Origin of the sequence: Nocardioides ferulae (genome assembly GCF_003660455.1) — a bacterium.
GTDB classification, from domain to species: Bacteria; Actinomycetota; Actinomycetes; order Propionibacteriales; family Nocardioidaceae; genus Nocardioides; species Nocardioides ferulae.
Map to the genome: position 1 here is coordinate 101,681 of NZ_QZVR01000016.1, position 17,162 is coordinate 118,842.

At 73.6% G+C, this 17,162-nt stretch carries 16 protein-coding genes and 1 riboswitch; of the genes, 13 read left to right on the plus strand and 3 right to left on the minus strand.

What is annotated here, in order from left to right:
• Positions 1-125: 125 nt before the first annotated feature.
• Positions 126-4,097 carry a type VII secretion protein EccCa gene (eccCa, locus tag D6B71_RS16610; protein WP_240641494.1) on the plus strand — a complete coding sequence of 1,324 codons (3,972 nt, stop codon included), beginning with the start codon at positions 126-128 and terminating at the stop codon, positions 4,095-4,097.
• Between the two features lie 16 nt (positions 4,098-4,113).
• Here eccCa and D6B71_RS16615 read toward each other — a convergent pair whose 3' ends face one another.
• On the minus strand, positions 4,114-4,587 hold the full coding sequence (locus tag D6B71_RS16615) for a nuclear transport factor 2 family protein (RefSeq protein WP_164519708.1): 474 nt from the start codon (positions 4,585-4,587) through the stop codon (positions 4,114-4,116).
• Between the two features lie 179 nt (positions 4,588-4,766).
• Between D6B71_RS16615 and D6B71_RS22890 the strand changes: the two genes are divergently transcribed.
• From D6B71_RS22890 to D6B71_RS16625, 3 genes are all read left to right on the plus strand, one after another.
• Positions 4,767-4,943, plus strand: coding sequence for a hypothetical protein (locus D6B71_RS22890; protein WP_164519709.1), 177 nt, complete (start codon positions 4,767-4,769; stop codon positions 4,941-4,943).
• Between the two features lie 86 nt (positions 4,944-5,029).
• Positions 5,030-5,365, plus strand: coding sequence for a type II toxin-antitoxin system VapB family antitoxin (locus D6B71_RS16620; protein WP_121257101.1), 336 nt, complete (start codon positions 5,030-5,032; stop codon positions 5,363-5,365).
• Positions 5,358-5,876, plus strand: a complete 519-nt coding sequence (locus D6B71_RS16625; protein ID WP_121257103.1) for a LytR C-terminal domain-containing protein — start codon at positions 5,358-5,360, stop codon at positions 5,874-5,876. The genes D6B71_RS16620 and D6B71_RS16625 overlap by 8 nt, the downstream gene beginning before the upstream one ends.
• A gap of 3 nt (positions 5,877-5,879) precedes the next feature.
• On the opposite strand, the gene D6B71_RS16630 is transcribed toward D6B71_RS16625, so the two are convergent.
• Positions 5,880-7,385: a potassium/proton antiporter gene (locus tag D6B71_RS16630; RefSeq protein WP_121257175.1), complete on the minus strand. Its 1,506-nt coding sequence runs from the start codon at positions 7,383-7,385 to the stop codon at positions 5,880-5,882.
• A gap of 118 nt (positions 7,386-7,503) precedes the next feature.
• On the opposite strand from D6B71_RS16630, the gene D6B71_RS16635 reads away from it, so the two are divergent.
• From D6B71_RS16635 to D6B71_RS16675, 9 genes are all read left to right on the plus strand, one after another.
• Positions 7,504-8,991, plus strand: a complete 1,488-nt coding sequence (locus D6B71_RS16635; protein ID WP_121257105.1) for an FAD-binding protein — start codon at positions 7,504-7,506, stop codon at positions 8,989-8,991.
• Positions 8,992-9,018: 27 nt separating this feature from the next.
• Positions 9,019-9,128: riboswitch (TPP riboswitch) on the plus strand.
• A complete protein-coding gene (thiE, locus tag D6B71_RS16640; protein WP_206051805.1) occupies positions 9,126-9,734 on the plus strand; it encodes a thiamine phosphate synthase in 609 nt (202 codons plus the stop codon). (Overlaps the previous riboswitch by 3 nt.)
• The gene (locus D6B71_RS16645) at positions 9,731-10,738 is read left to right on the plus strand and encodes an FAD-dependent oxidoreductase (protein WP_206051806.1); all 1,008 of its coding nucleotides are present in this window, start codon (positions 9,731-9,733) and stop codon (positions 10,736-10,738) included. The genes thiE and D6B71_RS16645 overlap by 4 nt, the downstream gene beginning before the upstream one ends.
• Positions 10,735-10,941 (plus strand): sulfur carrier protein ThiS, encoded by a 207-nt coding sequence (thiS, locus tag D6B71_RS16650; protein WP_121257107.1) that lies wholly within the window; start codon positions 10,735-10,737, stop codon positions 10,939-10,941. Before D6B71_RS16645 ends, thiS begins: the two co-directional genes overlap by 4 nt.
• Positions 10,938-11,699 (plus strand): thiazole synthase, encoded by a 762-nt coding sequence (locus tag D6B71_RS16655; protein WP_121257109.1) that lies wholly within the window; start codon positions 10,938-10,940, stop codon positions 11,697-11,699. The genes thiS and D6B71_RS16655 overlap by 4 nt, the downstream gene beginning before the upstream one ends.
• Complete coding sequence (locus D6B71_RS16660) at positions 11,696-12,271, plus strand: thiamine phosphate synthase (RefSeq protein WP_121257111.1); 576 nt, start codon at positions 11,696-11,698, stop codon at positions 12,269-12,271. The genes D6B71_RS16655 and D6B71_RS16660 overlap by 4 nt, the downstream gene beginning before the upstream one ends.
• On the plus strand, positions 12,268-13,074 hold the full coding sequence (locus D6B71_RS16665) for a hydroxymethylpyrimidine/phosphomethylpyrimidine kinase (RefSeq protein ID WP_121257113.1): 807 nt from the start codon (positions 12,268-12,270) through the stop codon (positions 13,072-13,074). Before D6B71_RS16660 ends, D6B71_RS16665 begins: the two co-directional genes overlap by 4 nt.
• Positions 13,002-14,639 carry a phosphomethylpyrimidine synthase ThiC gene (thiC, locus tag D6B71_RS16670; protein WP_121257115.1) on the plus strand — a complete coding sequence of 546 codons (1,638 nt, stop codon included), beginning with the start codon at positions 13,002-13,004 and terminating at the stop codon, positions 14,637-14,639. Before D6B71_RS16665 ends, thiC begins: the two co-directional genes overlap by 73 nt.
• A gap of 45 nt (positions 14,640-14,684) precedes the next feature.
• Positions 14,685-15,869, plus strand: a complete 1,185-nt coding sequence (locus tag D6B71_RS16675) for a pyridoxal phosphate-dependent aminotransferase (RefSeq protein WP_121257117.1) — start codon at positions 14,685-14,687, stop codon at positions 15,867-15,869.
• A 10-nt stretch (positions 15,870-15,879) separates the two neighbouring features.
• Here the strand turns inward: D6B71_RS16675 and D6B71_RS16680 are convergent, their stop codons facing one another.
• Positions 15,880-17,148 carry a YncE family protein gene (locus tag D6B71_RS16680; protein WP_121257119.1) on the minus strand — a complete coding sequence of 423 codons (1,269 nt, stop codon included), beginning with the start codon at positions 17,146-17,148 and terminating at the stop codon, positions 15,880-15,882.
• Positions 17,149-17,162: the final 14 nt, after the last annotated feature.

The window sequence follows — 17,162 nt, forward strand, 5'->3', positions numbered from 1 at the left end:
CACCATCGACCCCTATCATCGGGCCCACACGGGCAGGCGGCGAGCGCCGGCCCGAGGCACAACCGGCGCCGTCCGGGCGAGGTCAGGGGGACACCACCGTGAGCACGACGCTTCGTGGCCCTCGCGTGGAAGCGCCGGAGGTGCCCACCGGTCGGGTGCAGCTCCAGCCGCCCCCCGAGATCCAGCAGCACGAGGGCGCCGCCGGCGTGCTGATGAACGCGATCCCGATGCTGGGCAGCGTCGGCTCGATCGTGCTCGTCGCCACCATGGGCGGCGGCAGCGGCGGCCGCGGCTACATCGCGGCGGGCATGTTCCTGTTCGCGACGCTCGGGTTCGTCGTGGTGCAGATCGACCGGCAGCGCAAGCAGCGCCACCAGCAGGTGACCGGCTCCCGCACGGAGTACCTCCGCTACCTGGCGAGCGTGCGCGCCGTCGCCCGGGACGCGGCCGACCAGCAGCGCCGCGCCCTGACCTGGCAGCACCCGTCCTCTGCGGCGCTTCCGGCCCTGGCCGAGGACCGCACCCGGGTCTGGGAGCGCGGCTCGGCGGACCCGCTGGCCTTCCACATCCGCTACGGCGTGTGCGCGCAGCCGCTGGCCCTGGAGCTGGTGCCGCCGGAGAGCGCCCCGATCGACCAGGTCGACCCGGCGGCCGCATCGGCTCTGCACCGGCTGTTGGTCGTGCACCGGCTGCAGCCCGATCTCCCCGCCTCGGTCGACCTGCGAGCCTTCGACCGGGTCGAGGTGTGTGGCCCCGAGCAGCAGGCCCGCTCCCTGGCCCGGGCCCTGCTCTGCTCGGCCACCGCGTTCCACTCCCCCGACCAGCTGCAGGTCGCCGTGCTCGCCTCCGACCACACCCTGGCCCACTGGGACTGGGTCAAGTGGCTGCCCCACGCGCTGAGCGGACGCGAGACCGATGCGTTGGGGCCGAAGCGGATGGTCAGCACCTCCCTCGACGACCTGGCCGCCATGCTCCCCGCCGACCTGGCCGACCGGCCGCGCTTCGGAGCCGACGAGCGGCCCGCCGTCCCTCACGTGCTGCTGCTCACCGACGGGGCCACGCTGCCGCCGGGCAACCACGTCGTCCCGCCCGACGGCCTGCACGGCGTCACCCTGATCGATCTCCCCTCGCGCTGGGACGAGCTCACCGACCCCTCCCGCCTGCGCCTGCAGCTCGACCTGCCCGATCCCGACTCGGCCCCGGACCCCGAGACCCACCCGGTCCTGGCGCTGCGGGTCCGCGAGGAGCCGGTGCGCGCCAAGGCCGACCAGTGCGACCTGGCGACCGCCGAGGCGTTCGCCCGCAGGCTCACGCCGCTCCACACCGTCTCGGTGGGCTCGCCGGCCGAGACCCCCGGCGCCGACATCGCCGGTCCCACCGACTTCATGGAGCTGATGGGACTCGGCGACGTCCGCCGGCTCGACCCCACCGCCGGCTGGCGGCCGCGACCGGCCCGCGACCTGTTGCGGGTGCCGATCGGCGTCGGCGAGAACGGCGCCCCGATCCACCTCGACATCAAGGAGTCGGCCCAGCAGGGCATGGGACCGCACGGCCTGGTGATCGGCGCCACCGGATCCGGCAAGTCCGAGTTCCTGCGCACGCTGGTGCTGGGGCTGGCGCTCACCCACTCGCCCGAGCAGCTGAACATGGTGCTGGTCGACTTCAAGGGCGGCGCCACCTTCGCCGGCATGTCGGAGATGCCGCACGTGTCGGCGGTGATCACGAACCTCGCCCAGGAGCTGACGCTCGTCGACCGCATGCAGGACGCCCTGTCGGGTGAGATGGTGCGCCGCCAGGAGCTGCTCCGCGAGGCCGGCAACTTCGCCTCCGTGCGCGACTACGAGCGGGCCCGGCTCGCCGGTGAGGACCTCGCCCCTCTCCCGTCGCTGTTCATCGTCGTCGACGAGTTCTCCGAGATGCTGTCGGCGAAGCCGGAGTTCATCGACCTGTTCGTCGCCATCGGCCGGCTGGGCCGCTCACTGGGACTGCACCTGTTGCTCGCCTCCCAGCGGCTGGAGGAGGGCCGGCTGCGCGGCCTGGAGTCGCACCTGTCCTACCGGATCGGCCTGCGCACCTTCAGCGCCCAGGAGTCGCGCACCGTGCTCGGCGTCCCCGACGCCTACGAGCTGCCGGCGGTGCCGGGCCTGGGCTACCTCAAGCCCGATCCGACGAGCATGGTGCGGTTCAAGGCGGCCTACGTCTCCGGGCCACCCGCCGGCCCCCGTCCGGTGCGCCGCGACGACGGCGGGCACCTCCAGGGCATCCTGCCGTTCACCGTCGCCGAGGTGCAGCAGCTCGAGCGTCCCGAGCCGGAGCCGGAGCGGGAGCCACAGCCGGTCGCGCCCGCGGCGGACGACCAGGAGACGCTGCTCGACATCGCGGTCGCCCGCATGCTCGGCCACGGACCGGCCGCCCACCAGGTGTGGCTGCCGCCGCTCGACGTGCCCGACACCCTCGACGGACTGTTCGGCGACCTGGTCGAGGACCCCCACGACGGTCTGGTCTCGCCGAGCTGGCGGGCTGTCGGCGGTCTCACGGTCCCGCTCGGCACCGTCGACCGCCCGCGCGAGCAGCGCCGCGACACCCTCACCATCGACCTGGCCGGAGCCGGCGGCCACGCCGCGGTGGTGGGTGGTCCTCGCACCGGCAAGAGCACGCTGCTGCGCACGCTCCTGACCAGCCTGTCGCTGACCACCACCCCGCTGGAGTCGCAGTTCTTCGTGCTCGACTTCGGCGGCGGCACCTTCGCCCCGATGGGCCAGCTGCCCCACGTCGCCGGCGTGGGGTCGCGGGCCGAACCGGACGTCGTACGCCGCATCGTCGCCGAGGTGGGCGGCGTCGTCGACCGCCGCGAGGCGTTCTTCCGCGCCGAGGGCATCGACTCCATCGAGACCTACCGCACCCGGCGCCGCCGCGGTCAGGTCGACGACGGATGGGGCGACGTCTACCTCGTCGTCGACGGCTGGAGCACCCTGCGGGCCGAGTTCGACGACCTGGAGATGGAGATCCAGCAGCTGGCCACCCGCGGCCTGACCTTCGGGCTGCACGTGATCACCGCGACCGCCCGCTGGTCCGACTTCCGGTCGGCGATGCGCGACCTGTTCGGCACCCGCCTCGAGCTGCGCCTGGGCGACCCGATGGACTCCGAGATCGACCGCAAGGTCGCCCAGCTGGTGCCGACCGGGCGGCCCGGCCGCGGACTGGTGCCGGGCAAGCTGCACTTCCTCGGGGCACTGCCACGCATCGACGGCGACCCCGATCCCGCGACGCTCGGCGACGGCGTCGACCACCTGGTCGCCCGCTCCGCCGCGGCCTGGCGCGGCCAGCGCGGACCCAAGCTGCGGCTGCTCCCGGAGCGCATCGACCTCGACGAGGTCCGGACGCTCGCCGGCCACCCCGAGCGTGGGCTGGTGCTCGGCATCAACGAGAAGGAGCTGGCGCCGGTCATGCTCGACCCCGAGACCGAGCCGCACCTGCTGGTGCTCGGCGACGGCCGCTCGGGCAAGAGCGGGCTGCTGCGCTCCCTGGCGCACGAGGTGATGCGCACCCACGGCCCGAAGCAGGCGCAGCTGGTCCTGGTGGACTACCGCCGGTCACTGCTCGGCGAGGTCCCCGAGGAGTACCTCCTCAACTACCTCACCTCCGCGACCCAGGCGGCCCCGGCCCTGGGCGACCTCGCCGACTACCTCACCAACCGGCTGCCCGGTCCCGACGTCACCCCCGAGCAGCTCCGGGCCCGCACCTGGTGGCAGGGGGCCGAGGTGTTCGTGCTGGTCGACGACTACGACCTGGTGGCGACCCAGCAGAGCTCCCCGCTGGCGGTGCTGCAACCGCTGCTCGCCCAGGCGCGCGACGTGGGGTTGCACGTGTTCGTCGCACGCCGCTCCGGTGGTGCGTCCCGGGCCATGTACGAGCCGGTGATCCAGACCCTGCGCGACCTGGCCATGCCCGGCCTGATGCTGTCGGGCAGCCCCGAGGAGGGTCCGCTGCTGGGCAACCTGCGCCCGCAGCCCTCGCCGCCGGGCCGGGGGCGGCTGCTCACCCGTGATCGCGGCGTCGAGGTCGTGCAGACCGCCTGGACCGACCCGTCGCTGTGACCGGCCCCGGCTCGCTTCAGACGTGCGTGTGCTCGCCGGGGCCCTTCACCTTCAGCCCGGGCAGGTCGCGCAGGTCGTAGGTCATCTCGAAGGTACGCCGGTAGCCGGTGTGGGCGACCCGCCAGCCGTCCGGGGTGCGCACGTAGGCGTCCTCGTAGAACGCCGCCCCCTCGAGCATGAACGAGAACGCCGGCACCACCACCCGGTCCTGGAGGTACCACCGGCCGGTGGCCCGGTCGCCGTCCACGGTGATCTCCGGGTGGTGTGCCTGGTGCATCGTGATCATGCCCTCGGTCATCTGCTCGCGCATGTAGCCCACCAGGCTCGCCCGGTCCGCGAACACCAGGCCGTTGTAGTCGGCGGTCACCTCGGGCACGAAGCAGTCCTCGAACTCCGTCCACTGCTTGGTGTCCAGGGTGCGCAGGTAGCGGTACTTGAGCTGGCAGATGGCCGCCGTGTCGGCGTCGGCTCCGGGAAGGTCGTGGTTCACGCCAGGCACCGTAGGCGGGCGGGCGAGGCGGCGTGAGCCGGATCACCTGTCAGTGAGACAAGCCCGTAACCAGGGGTCAACCTCCCGGCGATCTGGGCTGTCCACAGTGTCTCCTGGGCCCACCACACCGGGCCGCACCGGCGCCGCACTCCGGCGCCCCGTCCCCCGAGGAGGCAACGATGGAACACCCCACCACCAACGCCGGCACCGAGCTCGACCCCGTCGCCGCCCGCGGGAGCGCGCTGCGGCTGCGGCACTCGCGAGCGCTGGCCCGGCTGATGGCCGAGCGCGACGACCTGCGCGGGGTCCACGCGTTGGCCGACCTCGTCGACGACTCGGTGCGCTGGTGCGTGTGACCGGGTGAGCCCGCCCGACCGCGAGATCCGCGTCGGTCCGCAGGCGGCCGGGGGTGCTGGCTGGTGACACGGCCTAGACTCGCCGCGTGATCTTCAAGCGCGTCGGTGACGGGCGCCCCTACCCCGAGCACGGGATGACCTCCCGGGCCTGGGCTGCGCTGCCGCCGCGACAGATCCGCCTCGACCAGCTGGTCACCACCAAGGACACCCTGCAGCTCGCCGCGCTGCTCGACGAGGACTCCACGTTCTACGGCGACCTGTTCGCGCACGTGGTCGAGTGGCGCGGCGAGCTCTATCTCGAGGAGGGCCTGCACCGGGCGCTGCGCGCGGCGCTGCAGCAGCGCCACGTCCTCCATGCGCGGGTGCACACGATCGCCGACTCGTTGACCCGCGCGGGCGCCCAGGAGGCCGGCCTTGGCTGAGCAGCTCTCGGCCGGGGCCAGGACCACCGTCACCATGGTCGTCCTCGCCCTGCTGCTGGCGGTCGGGGCGGTCTGGGGCTGGTCCGCGGTGACCGAGCCGTTCCCGGGGAAGACCGAGCCCGAGGTGTGCACGATGGTCGACATCGCCGAGGGCGAGCGGGTCTTCCCCGAGCAGGTCACGGTGAGCGTGCTCAACGCCGGCGAGCGCTCCGGCCTGGCCGGAGACGTCATGGGCAAGCTGGCCAACCAGGGGTTCGACCAGGGCGAGCTGGGCAACGCACCCGACGACGCCGACATCGCCCGGGCCCAGATCTGGAGCGACGAGCCCGACAACCCCGCCGTCCGGCTGGTGCGCAGCCGCCTCGGCAAGAAGGTCCCCGTGCTCGCCCGCAGCAGCGCCTTCCCCGGCGTCGTGGTCGTCGTCGGGGACAAGTTCGACAAGCTGCGCAAGGGGCGGCAGTCGGTGGCCGCGGCGGCACCCGCCCGGGTGTGCGGGCCGGTCGTCGAGTAGCAGTCAGGCCGGCGGCTTCTCGTCGGTCCAGCGGCCCAGCCGGCCGCGCACGCTGACCAGCCGCAGCCGGGCCTCGGTCTGCTCCCGCAGCCGGCGCGGCGTCACGATCAGCAGGTCGTCGCCGTGGCGCAGCACGGTACGCCGCTCGGGCACGAGCGTCTCTCCGTCCCGGATCACCATGGTCACCGAGGCCCCCTTGGGCAGCCGCAGCTCTCCCACCTCGACGCCGTGCATCCGCGAGCCGGGCGAGATCGAGACCTGCAGCATGTCGGCGTCCACCCGCTCCAGCGGTGCGGCCTCGAGCTCGTAGCCGCGCGGTTCGTCTCGTGTCGCCACGCCGAGGACCCGGGCCACCAGCGGCAGCGTGGGTCCGGTGAGCAGCGTGTAGATGACGACGAGCACGAAGACGATGTCGAAGAGCTTCTGGGAGCCGTCGACACCCTCCGCGAGGGGGATCGTGCTGAACACGATCGGCACCGCGCCGCGCAGCCCGGCCCAGGACAGGAACGTCAGCTCGCGCCACGGCATCGGCTGCACGACCGCGCTGGCCAGCACCGACAGCGGCCGCGCGACGTAGGTGAGGATCAGTCCGGCCGCGAGCGCCAGCCCGACGATCTCGAAGGTGATCCGGCTCGGCGAGAGGAGCAGTCCGAGCATCACGAAGAGGCCGATCTGCGCGATCCAGGCGATCCCCTCCGCGAAGGAGCGGGTGGCCGCCCGGTGCGGGAGCTCGGAGTTGCCCAGCACCAGCGCCGCGACGTAGACGGCGGCGAAGCCGGAGGCGTGCAGCGCGACGCCGCCGCCGTAGGCGAAGACGGTCAGGCAGACCACCGCGATCGGGTAGAGGCCCGAGGACGGCAGCGCCGCCCGCCGCATCAGGAAGCCGCCGCCGAACCCGACGCCCAGGCCGACGAGCACGCCCACCACCAGCTCGAACAGGATGGTCAGCCCCATCGCCAGCGGCCCCTGCTCGGCGGCGGCTCCGGTGGAGACCAGCACCACCAGCACGATCGTGGGTGCGTCGTTGAGGCCCGACTCCGCCTCGAGCGCGCCGGTGAGCCGGCGGGGCAGCGGCACCGTGCGCAGCACCGAGAACACCGCGGCCGCGTCGGTCGCGGACGTGGCCGCGCCCAGCAGGATCGCGATCTGCCAGGAGAGACCGAGCAGGAAGTGGGCAGAGACGGCGACCACGGCCACCGAGACGCTCATGCCGATGGTGGCGAGCGCGACGCCGAGCCGCATCGAAGGCTTGATCTCGCGCCAGTTGGTGGTGAGGCCACCCTCGGCCAGGATCACCACGAGGGCACCGAAGCCGAGCGCGTGAGCCAGCTCGGCGTCCTCGAACTGGATGCCGAGCGCCGACTCGCCCAGGAGCACGCCCATCAGCAGGTAGATCAGCAGGCTGGGGAGGCCGGCCCGGGTCGAGGCGCGCACCGCGAGCACCGCGAGGAGCAGCACCCCGGACCCGACCAGCAGGAACAGGTCGAGCTGGTGGACGTCGAAGCTCATGTCACCTCGGCGGTAGGCGGCGGGCATCCCGGTGGTCGAGCCTGCCGAGACCTCCGGGGCCGCAGTGTATCGACCATCGAACTGGAACTTGTTCTAGTTCGGCCCTACGCTGGCGCCCATGACCTCCAGCACCCCCCTTCCGGGCGAGGCGAAGGGCACCGCGCTGCCCGCCGTCCTCCCCGCCGACGCGCTGCCCGGCGACGCCGAGACCTGGGACGTCGTGGTCGTCGGCCTCGGCATCGCCGGCGGTTGCGCTGCCCTCGAGGCCGCCCGCGCCGGCGCGCGGGTGCTGGTGCTGGAGCGGGCCGCCGTCCCCGGCGGCACCACGGTCATGGCCGGCGGCCACTTCTACCTCGGCGGCGGCACCGCCGTGCAGGTGGCCACCGGCCACGACGACACCCCCGACGACATGTACGACTACCTCGTCGCGAACTCGCTGGAGCCCGAGCTCGACAAGATCCGGGCCTACTGCGACGGCTCCGTGGAGCACTTCGACTGGCTGGAGGCGCTCGGGTTCGAGTTCGAGCGGTCCTTCTTCCCCGGCAAGGCGGTGATCCAGCCGAAGACCGAGGGCCTGATGTTCACCGGCAACGAGAAGGTCTGGCCCTACCGCGACCAGGCCCGGCCCGCCCCGCGCGGGCACAAGGTGCCGGTGCCCGGGGACACCGAGGGCGCCAAGCTCGTGATGGACCTGCTCGTCGAGCGGCTCGCCGAGGCCGGCGTCGCCGTCCGCTACGAGACCGGGGTGACGAACCTGGTCGCCGACGACTCCGGCAGCGTCGTCGGCGTGGGCTGGCGCTCGTTCGGCGAGACCGGCGTGCTGCGCGCGCACGCGGTGGTCGTCGCCGCCGGCGGCTTCGTGATGAACCCCGACATGGTCAGCGAGCACACCCCGGCCCTCGGCTCGAAGCTGTTCACGCTCGGCTCCACCTACGACGACGGGCTGGGCATCCGGCTCGGCGCCTCGGTCGGCGGTCAGCTCAAGCACATGGACGAGCCGTTCATCACCGCGCCGTTCTACCCGCCCTCGTCGCTGGTGAAGGGGCTGATCGTCAACAAGCTCGGCCGGCGCTTCGTCGCCGAGGACAGCTACCACGCCCGCACGTCGTACCACGTGCTGCACCAGCCGGACGCCGCGGCGTACCTCATCGTCGACAGCGAGCACATGGCCGAGCAGCGGATGGGGCTGGTCCCCCTCCTCGACGGGTTCGAGACCGTCGAGGAGATGGAGCGCGAGCTGAAGCTGCCCGAGGGGTCGCTGGTCGCCACGCTGGCCCGCTACAACGAGCACGCCGCCCGCGGCGAGGACCCCGACCTGCACAAGCACCCGGACTGGCTCGCGCCGCAGGACCAGGGCCCGTGGGGCGTCTTCGACCTCACCCTCGGCACCGCGCTCTACGCCGGGTTCACCCTCGGCGGGCTGCGCACCGACCTCGACGGCCGGGTCCTGCACGACGACGGCACCGAGGTGCCCGGCCTCTTCGCTGCCGGGGCCTGCGCCTCCAACATCGCCCAGGACGGCAACGGCTACTGCTCGGGCACCCAGCTCGGCGAGGGGTCGTTCTTCGGCCGACGGGCAGGGCGGGCCGCAGCGAGCCGTGACTGACCACCGGCCGCTCTGTTAGCGTGCTTGGCATCCACCCACGGGAGTCCGCGGCAGCGGGCTGAGAGGGAGCTGTAGCCGCTCCGACCGTCGAACCTGATCCGGCTCATACCGGCGAAGGAAGCGAAGGAGCCACCGTGCAGCGATCCGTGCGTCCCGTCCCCCTGCTGACCTGCCTCGTCTCCGGCCGCGAGGACCTCTCGCTGCTGCCCCGGCTGGCGGCCGCCGGCGTCGACGGCTTCCAGGTGCGGTGCAAGGACTCCGACACCCGTCAGCTCGTCGAGCTCGCCCGCATCGTCGTCGACGCGGTCCGGCCCGCCGGTGCCGTGGTGACCGTCGACGACCGGGTGGACGTCGCCGTCGCCGCCGGCGCCGACGGGGTGCACCTCGGCGCCCGCGACCTCCCGGTCGAGGCCGCCCGGCGGCTCGCGCCCGAGCTGGTCATCGGCGCGACCTGCCGCTCGCTGCCGGAGGTGGAACTGGCCGCCGCCGGCGGCGCGGACTACGCGGGCGTCGGCCCGGTGTTCGCCACCACGAGCAAGGACGGGCTGCCCGCGCCCCTCGGCCTCGCCGGGCTGCGGGCGGCCACCGGCGTGCTCCCCGTGGTGGCGATCGGCGGCATCACCGCGGCCGGGGCGCCGAGCGCGCTGGCGGCCGGGGCCGACGGCATCGCCCTGATCGGCGGGCTCTGGCGACATCCGGATCCGGTGCAGGCGGCAGAGGAGCTGCTCACGGCGATCGCGTGAGCGGGCTGCGCGTCCGGGTGCTCGGCGCCGGCATCGTCGGCCTGAGCGTCGCCGAGGAGCTGCAGCGGCGCGGCCACGCCGTGACCGTGGTCGACCGCAGTCCGGCCGCCGGTGCGTCCTACGCCGCCGCCGGGATGCTCAGCCCGGCCACCGAGGTGTGGCACGGCGAGGCGGACCTGCTCCGGCTCGGGACGGCCTCGCTGGCGCTGTGGCCGGCGCTCGCCGACCGGCTCCGCGTCGAGCGACGGCAGGGCGGCACCCTCCTCGTCGGGTACGACGCCGGCGACCTGCAACAGGTGGAGCGCCAGGTCGCGCTGCTGGCCCGGCACGCGACGCCGGCCGACCTGCTCGACCGTCGCGGCGTCGCCGCCCTCGAGCCCGGGTTGACGCGGGTCGCGGGCGGGGCACTGATCGAGACCGAGTCGAGCGTCGACCCGCGCGCGGTCTGCGCGGCGCTGCTGCGCAGGGTGCCGGTCGTGCCCGACGACCCGGCGAGCCCGGACGTCACGGTCGTCGCGACGGGGTCGCGGTTGCCCGAGCCCTGGACCGGGCTGGTCCGCGGGGTGCGCGGAGAGATCCTCCGGCTGCGCAGCAGCGACCCACCGACCCGGACGGTCCGCGGCTGGATCGGTGGCGAGCCGGTCTACCTGGTTCCTCGCGACGACGGCGAGGTCGTCGTCGGCGCGACCAGCGAGGAGCACGCGGCGCCGCCGATCGTCACCGCCGGCGGAGTGCTGCGGCTGCTGACGGCGGCCCGGCGGCTGTGGCCCGCCCTCGACCGGGCCGAGCTCGTCGAGACGGCAGCGCGCGACCGCCCCGCGACGCTCGACGGGCTGCCGCTCATCGGCCCCAGCGGACGCGACGGTGTGCTGCTCGCGGCCGGGCACTACCGCCACGGCGTGCTGCTCGCGCCGTTGACGGCGGCGCTGGTCGCGGACCACCTGGACTCCGGGGCCGTCGAGCCGGCGGTCGACCCCCGACGCTTCGAGAGAGGACGACGATGACGACGATCAGACTCAACGGTGAGGTCGTCGCGGTGACCGCGGTCACCGTGGCGGACCTGCTGGCCCTCCGGCTCGACCATCGCCGCCCCTCCGGTGTCGCGGTCGCCGTCAACGCGCAGGTCGTCCCCCGCGACGACTGGTCACGGCACGCTCTCGTCGACGGCGACGTCGTCGAGCTGGTCACGGCGGTGCAGGGCGGATGAGCCTCGAGATCGGCGGGCAGACGCTCCCCTCGCGACTCTTCCTCGGCACCGGTGGTCTGCCCCGCGTCTCCCTGGTCGACCCGCTGCTCGCGGCCGCAGAGCCGGCGCTGGTGACCGTCTCCATGCGGCGCACCTCGTCGCCGGCTGAGGGCGGGCTGCTGGCCACCCTCCAGCGGGCCGGCATCCGGCTGCTGCCGAACACGGCCGGTTGCCTGTCCGCGGGCGAGGCGGTGCTGACCGCCGAGCTCGCCCGGGAGGCGCTCGGCACGGACTGGGTGAAGCTGGAGGTGATCGGCGACGAGACGTCGCTGCTGCCCGACGTCGTGGAGCTCCTGGACGCCGCGGAGCAGCTGGTCCGACGCGGATTCACGGTGCTGCCCTACACGAACGACGACCCGGTGGTCGCCCGGCGCCTGGTCGACGCCGGGTGCGCCGCCGTGATGCCGCTGGGGTCGCCGATCGGCTCCGGACTGGGCGTGCTGAACCCGCACGCCATCGAGGCGGTCCGCGCCGCGGTCGACGTCCCGGTGGTGCTCGACGCCGGAGTCGGGACCGCGAGCGACGCCGCGCTCGCGATGGAGCTCGGCTGCGACGCGGTGCTGGTGGCGACCGCGGTCACCCGGGCGGAGGACCCGGTGACGATGGCCCGGGCCATGCGCCTGGCCGTCGAGGCCGGCCTCCTGGCCAGGGGGGCGGGTCGGATCCCGCGCCGTGCCTCCGCCCGTGCCTCCAGCCCGACGACCGGGAGAGTCCGATGACGGCCCTGCCGCGGGTGCTCGTGCTCACCGACCGCACGCTCGTCCCAGCCGGCCGCGGCCTCGAGTCGGTGCTGGCGTCCTGCGCGGACGCCGGGATCACCCACGTGGTGCTGCGTGAGCTCGACCTCGACGATGCCCGGCGGGCAACGCTGGCCCTGCGGCTGGCTCCGCTCGGGCTGACGGTCCTTGCTGCCCGCCGGCCGCTGCCGGGTTGCCCCGGCGTGCACCTCGCCGCCGGCCAGCCACGCCCGGACGGGGCGAGCGGCCTGGCGTGGGGCCGCTCCTGCCACTCCCGGTCCGAGGTGGGCCAGGCGGCCGCTCAGGGCGCGTCGTGGGCGACGCTGTCGCCGTACGCCCGGACGCCGAGCAAGCCCGGCTACGGCCCGCCGCTCCCGTCCGGTGCCCTGGCCGGCCACCGCCTGCCGGTCTTCGCGCTCGGCGGGATCGGCCCGGAGAACGCCGCCGCCGCACGGCGAGCCGGTGCGCACGGTGTCGCGGTGATGGGCTCGCTGATGCGAGCCGACGACCCGGCCGCCACCGCGGCGGCCCTGCTCCGGGCGGTGACGGCATGAACCCGCCCGTCGTCGTCACGATCGCCGGCACCGACTCCGGCGGAGCCGCGGGAGTCGCCGCCGACCTGGCCACCTTCTCCGCGCTCGGTGTCCACGGCGCCTGCGTCGTCACCGCGGTCACCGCCCAGGACACCACCGGAGTGCGCGCGATCCACCCGGTGCCGCTCGACGTCGTGGCCGCCCAGCTCGACGCCGTGCTCGAGGACCTGGACCCGATCGCCGTGAAGACGGGGATGCTCGCCGACCCCGAGATCGTCCGCCTCGTCGCCGAGCGCTGCGCCGGGCGCCTGCTCGTGGTCGACCCGGTCCTGGTCGCCACCTCGGGCGCGGTGCTCGCGGACGAGTCGGTGGTGCGCGCCTACCGCAGCCACCTGCTGCCGGTCGCCACCGTCAGCACCCCGAACGCCGAGGAGGACGACGTGCTGGGCCGCGACCACGGCACACCGGTGATCCGCACCGGCGGCGGCCTGGCGGACCAGCTCTGCCTGCCCAGCCGGCCCACCGTCCGGATCGAGCACGCGGTCGTGGACACCGACAACGACCACGGCACCGGCTGCACCTACTCGGCCGCCCTGGCCGCCCACCTCGCCCACGGACTGGCCCTGCCCGCCGCGGCCCGGTCCGCGGCGGCGTACGTCGTCGCCCAGCTGGGCCTCGGCCGGCACTGGACCCTCGGCCGCGGCCGGGGCCCGGTCGCGCACATCCACCCCCACCACGAAGGAGCCCCACCGTGCCCGTCCACCCCGCCCACACCCGGATCGAGGTCGGCGATCTCGCCGTCCCCCGCACCCGCGTCGCCCTGACCAACGGCGAGACCTTCGACCGCTATTGCACCGAGGGCCCGGGCGCCGACCCGGCGGTCGGGCTGCCACCACGCCGCGCGGCGTGGATCGAGGACCGCGGCGACACCGAGACCTACCCCGGTCGCCGCCCCCAGCTCCTCGACGACGGCCGGGCCACGATCCGGCGCGGCGAGGCGCCCGGCGGCTGGCGAGGCGAGCAGCGCGCGCCGCGTCGTGCGGTCGCCGGGCGCACCGTCACCCAGCTGGCCTACGCCCGCGCCGGCATCATCACCCCAGAGATGCGCTTCGTCGCCGCGCGCGAGCAGTGCGACGTCGAGCTGGTCCGCACCGAGGTGGCCGCCGGACGGGCGATCATCCCCGCCAACGTCAACCACCCCGAGTCCGAGCCGATGATCATCGGCCGGCGGTTCCTGGTGAAGGTCAACGCCAACATCGGCAACTCCGCGGTCACCTCCTCGATCGCCGAGGAGGTCGACAAGCTCACCCACGCGGTGACCTGGGGCGCCGACACGGTCATGGACCTCTCCACCGGCGACGACATCCACACCACTCGCGAGTGGATCATCCGCAACAGCCCGGTGCCGATCGGCACCGTGCCGATCTACCAGGCGCTGGAGAAGGTCGGCGGTCAGGCCGACCGGTTGACCTGGGAGATCTTCCGGGACACCGTCGTCGAGCAGTGCGAGCAGGGCGTCGACTACATGACGATCCACGCCGGTGTGCTGCTGCGCTACGTGCCGCTGACCGCCGAGCGGGTCACCGGCATCGTGTCCCGCGGCGGGTCGATCATGGCCGGGTGGTGCCTGGCCCACCACCAGGAGAACTTCCTCTACACCCACTTCGACGAGCTCTGCGAGCTGTTCGCCCGCTACGACGTCAGCTTCTCACTCGGCGACGGCCTGCGCCCGGGGTCGACCGCCGACGCGAACGACGAGGCCCAGCTGTCCGAGCTGCGCACCCTCGCCGAGCTGACCACGCGGGCCTGGGAGCACGACGTGCAGGTGATGGTCGAGGGGCCCGGGCACGTGCCGCTGCACCTGGTCGAGGAGAACGTGCGGCTCCAGCAGGACTGGTGCCACGGCGCGCCGTTCTACACGCTCGGTCCGCTGGCCACCGACATCGCCCCCGGCTACGACCACATCACCTCCGCGATCGGCGCGGCCACGATCGCCATGCACGGCACCGCGATGCTCTGCTACGTCACCCCCAAGGAGCACCTCGGCCTGCCGGACCGCGACGACGTGAAGACCGGCGTGATCACCTACAAGCTCGCCGCCCATGCGGCCGACGTGGCCAAGGGGCACCCCGGGGCGCGGGACTGGGACGACGCCCTGTCGCGGGCCCGGTTCGAGTTCCGGTGGCACGACCAGTTCGCGCTCTCGCTCGACCCGGTCACGGCCGAGGCCTTCCACGACGAGACGCTGCCGGCCGAGAACGCCAAGACCGCGCAGTTCTGCTCGATGTGCGGTCCGAAGTTCTGCTCGATGAAGATCAGCCACGACATCCGGGCCGAGTTCGTCGAACTGGGTGGGACGGTCCACGCCGAGCAGCCGACCAGGTCCTGACCGCGCGCCGCTCCGGGGCGGGGCGGGGCGGGGCAGACTGACCCCATGACGCCCGCCGACCGGTTCACCGTCGCCACCCGCGCCAACGTGCCCCCCTTCCACGTGATGGACCTGTTGGCGGCGGGCGCCGAGCGGCAGCGCACGCACGGCGACCTGGTCAACCTGCTGGCCGGCCAGCCCAGCACCGGGGCACCGGCGCCGGTGCGGGACGAGGCGATCCGGCTGCTCGGCGGCAGCGACCCGCTCGGCTACACCCCCGCCAGCGGGATCCTGGAACTGCGCGAGGCGATCGCCGGCCACCACCGGCGCAGCCACGGGATCGAGGTCGGTGCCGACGACGTCGTCGTCACCACCGGCAGCAGCGGCGGGTTCCTGCTGGCGTTCCTCGCGGCGTTCGAGGTGGGCGACCGGGTGGCGATGGCGCGGCCGGGCTACCCCTGCTACCGCAACGTGCTGTCGGCGCTGGGGTGCGAGGTCGTTGAGATCCCCACCGGTCCCGACACCCGCTTCCAGCCGACCGTGGCGCAGGTCGCGGAGATCCCCGACCTCAAGGGCCTGGTCGTCGCCAGCCCCGCCAACCCCACCGGCACCATGCTGCTGCCCGCCGAGCTGGCGGCGCTCGCCGCCTGGTGCGAGGAGCACGGGGTGCAGCTGATCTCCGACGAGATCTACCACGGCATCGAGTACGCGCCGCTGGACGGGCACCCGCCGCTGGCCCGCAGCGCCTGGGAGACCAGCCGCGAGGCCGTGGTGTTCAGCTCGTTCTCGAAGTACTTCTCGATGACCGGCTGGCGGATCGGCTGGATGCTGGTGCCGCCGCGGCTGCGCCGGGCGGTCGACGTGCTCACCGGCAACTTCACGATCTGCCCGCCGGTGCTCGCCCAGCGCGCCTGTCTCGCGGCCTTCGACGACACGACGTACGCCGAGCTCGACGGGCACGTGCGCCGCTACGCCGCCAACCGCCGGCTGCTGCTCGACGGCCTGGCCGCCCTCGGCATCGACCGGCTGGCGCCGGCCGACGGGGCGTTCTACGTCTACGCCGACGTGGGCCACCTCACCGAGGACTCGATGGTCTTCGCCCGCGACCTGCTGGCCCGCACCGGCGTCGGCGTCGCGCCGGGCGTCGACTTCGACACCGTCGACGGGTCCCGCTTCGTGCGGCTCAGCTTCGCCGGCCAGGGCGCCGACATCTCCGAGGCGCTGCGCCGCCTCGCGGCGTACCTCTCCTGACGGCCGGGCCCTAGCCCACCAGCCCCCGAGCGACGACGCCGTTGCGCACCCGCTGCGGGTGGTCGCCGACCTCGGTGGTGCGCACGATCTTGCCGGTGCGGTAGGAGATCTTCGAGACCGAGTCGAGGCCGCTCCAGGAGATGTAGCAGTGCTTGCCGTTCCAGCTGGGGGTGACCCAGTAGGGCTTGCCGTCGGCCCGGCGCCGGATCTTGCCGTGCTCGAAGGTGCGGGCGTCGACCAGCGTGACGTAGTCCGACATGGTGCCGGCGACGCAGAGCTTGGTGCCGGCGGGGTTCATCGCGATGCCGTGGTGGGCGGAGTCGAGCAGGTAGAGCTCGCGCGGCACGTCGGGGATCAGGTTGGGCAGCCGCTTGACCCGGGTGATCTCGCCGCTGGCCCGGTCCATCTCGACGAAGCCGTGCAGGAAGGAGAGCTGGAAGTAGAACTTCTTCTCGTCCGGCGAGAGCGTGATCGGACGGACCGCGGTGCTGGTCTCGGTCATCCCCCGCTCGTCGAGGGCGGCGCGCAGGTTGTAGCGGCGCTCGACCTCGTAGGTCTCGGCGTCGACGATCTGCAGCACCCGCTCCTGCTTGGTGGCGTCGAGGGCGGGGTCGTCGAGCGGGCTGTAGACCATGCCGATGCTGGCGTGCAGGATCTTCTTGCCGCCGTCGATGAACGTGCTCTCGTGCGGTGAGCCACCCGAGGGGAACCGGCCGACCTCCTCGCCGTCGCTGACCCGCAGCACGTGCACCACGTTGCCGGTGGAGGCGCTCACCACGACCTTGGTGCCGTCGGGGGAGAGCGCCATGTGGTCCGAGCGCACCCCCTTCACCGGGAACCGCCAGGCGATCTTCTCGGTGGCCAGGTCGATGGCCACGACGTCGGCGAACGAGGGCCTCGAGACGATCAGCAGCCGGCCGTCGAGCGAGGAGTACATGTCGTCGACGAGCTGGTCGTGGCCCTCCCCGATCAGCTGCCGGATCGCCAGGAAGTAGGCCAGCCGGTAGGGGTTGGTGGCGATCTCCTGCATCCGGGCCGCGCGGTCGGGGACGATGTTCACGCGGCGCAGCTGCTCGAAGGTCCGGGCGTCGAGGATGTCGGCGGTGCCGTCCCAGTTGTTGCCGACGAAGACCACCCGGCGCAGTCCCTCGCCACCGGCCGGCGCGTCGCCGCCGGCGGCCGACGCCGGGCCCAGGGGCGCCACCCCCAGCACCAGTCCCAGCGCCAGCAGCGCGCTCGTCAGGGCCACCAGGGCTCGGCGGACGGGGTTGCGGCTCATCGTCGCTCCTCGGT

What these genes read in the sequence shown, in the direction of transcription:
- D6B71_RS22890 (WP_164519709.1), top strand. Translation starts at nt 4,767, where the DNA reads ATGGAACACCCCACCACCAACGCCGGCACCGAGCTCGACCCCGTCGCC.
- D6B71_RS16630 (WP_121257175.1), bottom strand. Translation starts at nt 7,385, where the DNA reads ATGAGCTTCGACGTCCACCAGCTCGACCTGTTCCTGCTGGTCGGGTCC.
- D6B71_RS16635 (WP_121257105.1), top strand. Translation starts at nt 7,504, where the DNA reads ATGACCTCCAGCACCCCCCTTCCGGGCGAGGCGAAGGGCACCGCGCTG.
- thiS (WP_121257107.1), top strand. Translation starts at nt 10,735, where the DNA reads ATGACGACGATCAGACTCAACGGTGAGGTCGTCGCGGTGACCGCGGTC.
- D6B71_RS16655 (WP_121257109.1), top strand. Translation starts at nt 10,938, where the DNA reads ATGAGCCTCGAGATCGGCGGGCAGACGCTCCCCTCGCGACTCTTCCTC.
- D6B71_RS16660 (WP_121257111.1), top strand. Translation starts at nt 11,696, where the DNA reads ATGACGGCCCTGCCGCGGGTGCTCGTGCTCACCGACCGCACGCTCGTC.
- D6B71_RS16665 (WP_121257113.1), top strand. Translation starts at nt 12,268, where the DNA reads ATGAACCCGCCCGTCGTCGTCACGATCGCCGGCACCGACTCCGGCGGA.
- D6B71_RS16675 (WP_121257117.1), top strand. Translation starts at nt 14,685, where the DNA reads ATGACGCCCGCCGACCGGTTCACCGTCGCCACCCGCGCCAACGTGCCC.
- D6B71_RS16680 (WP_121257119.1), bottom strand. Translation starts at nt 17,148, where the DNA reads ATGAGCCGCAACCCCGTCCGCCGAGCCCTGGTGGCCCTGACGAGCGCG.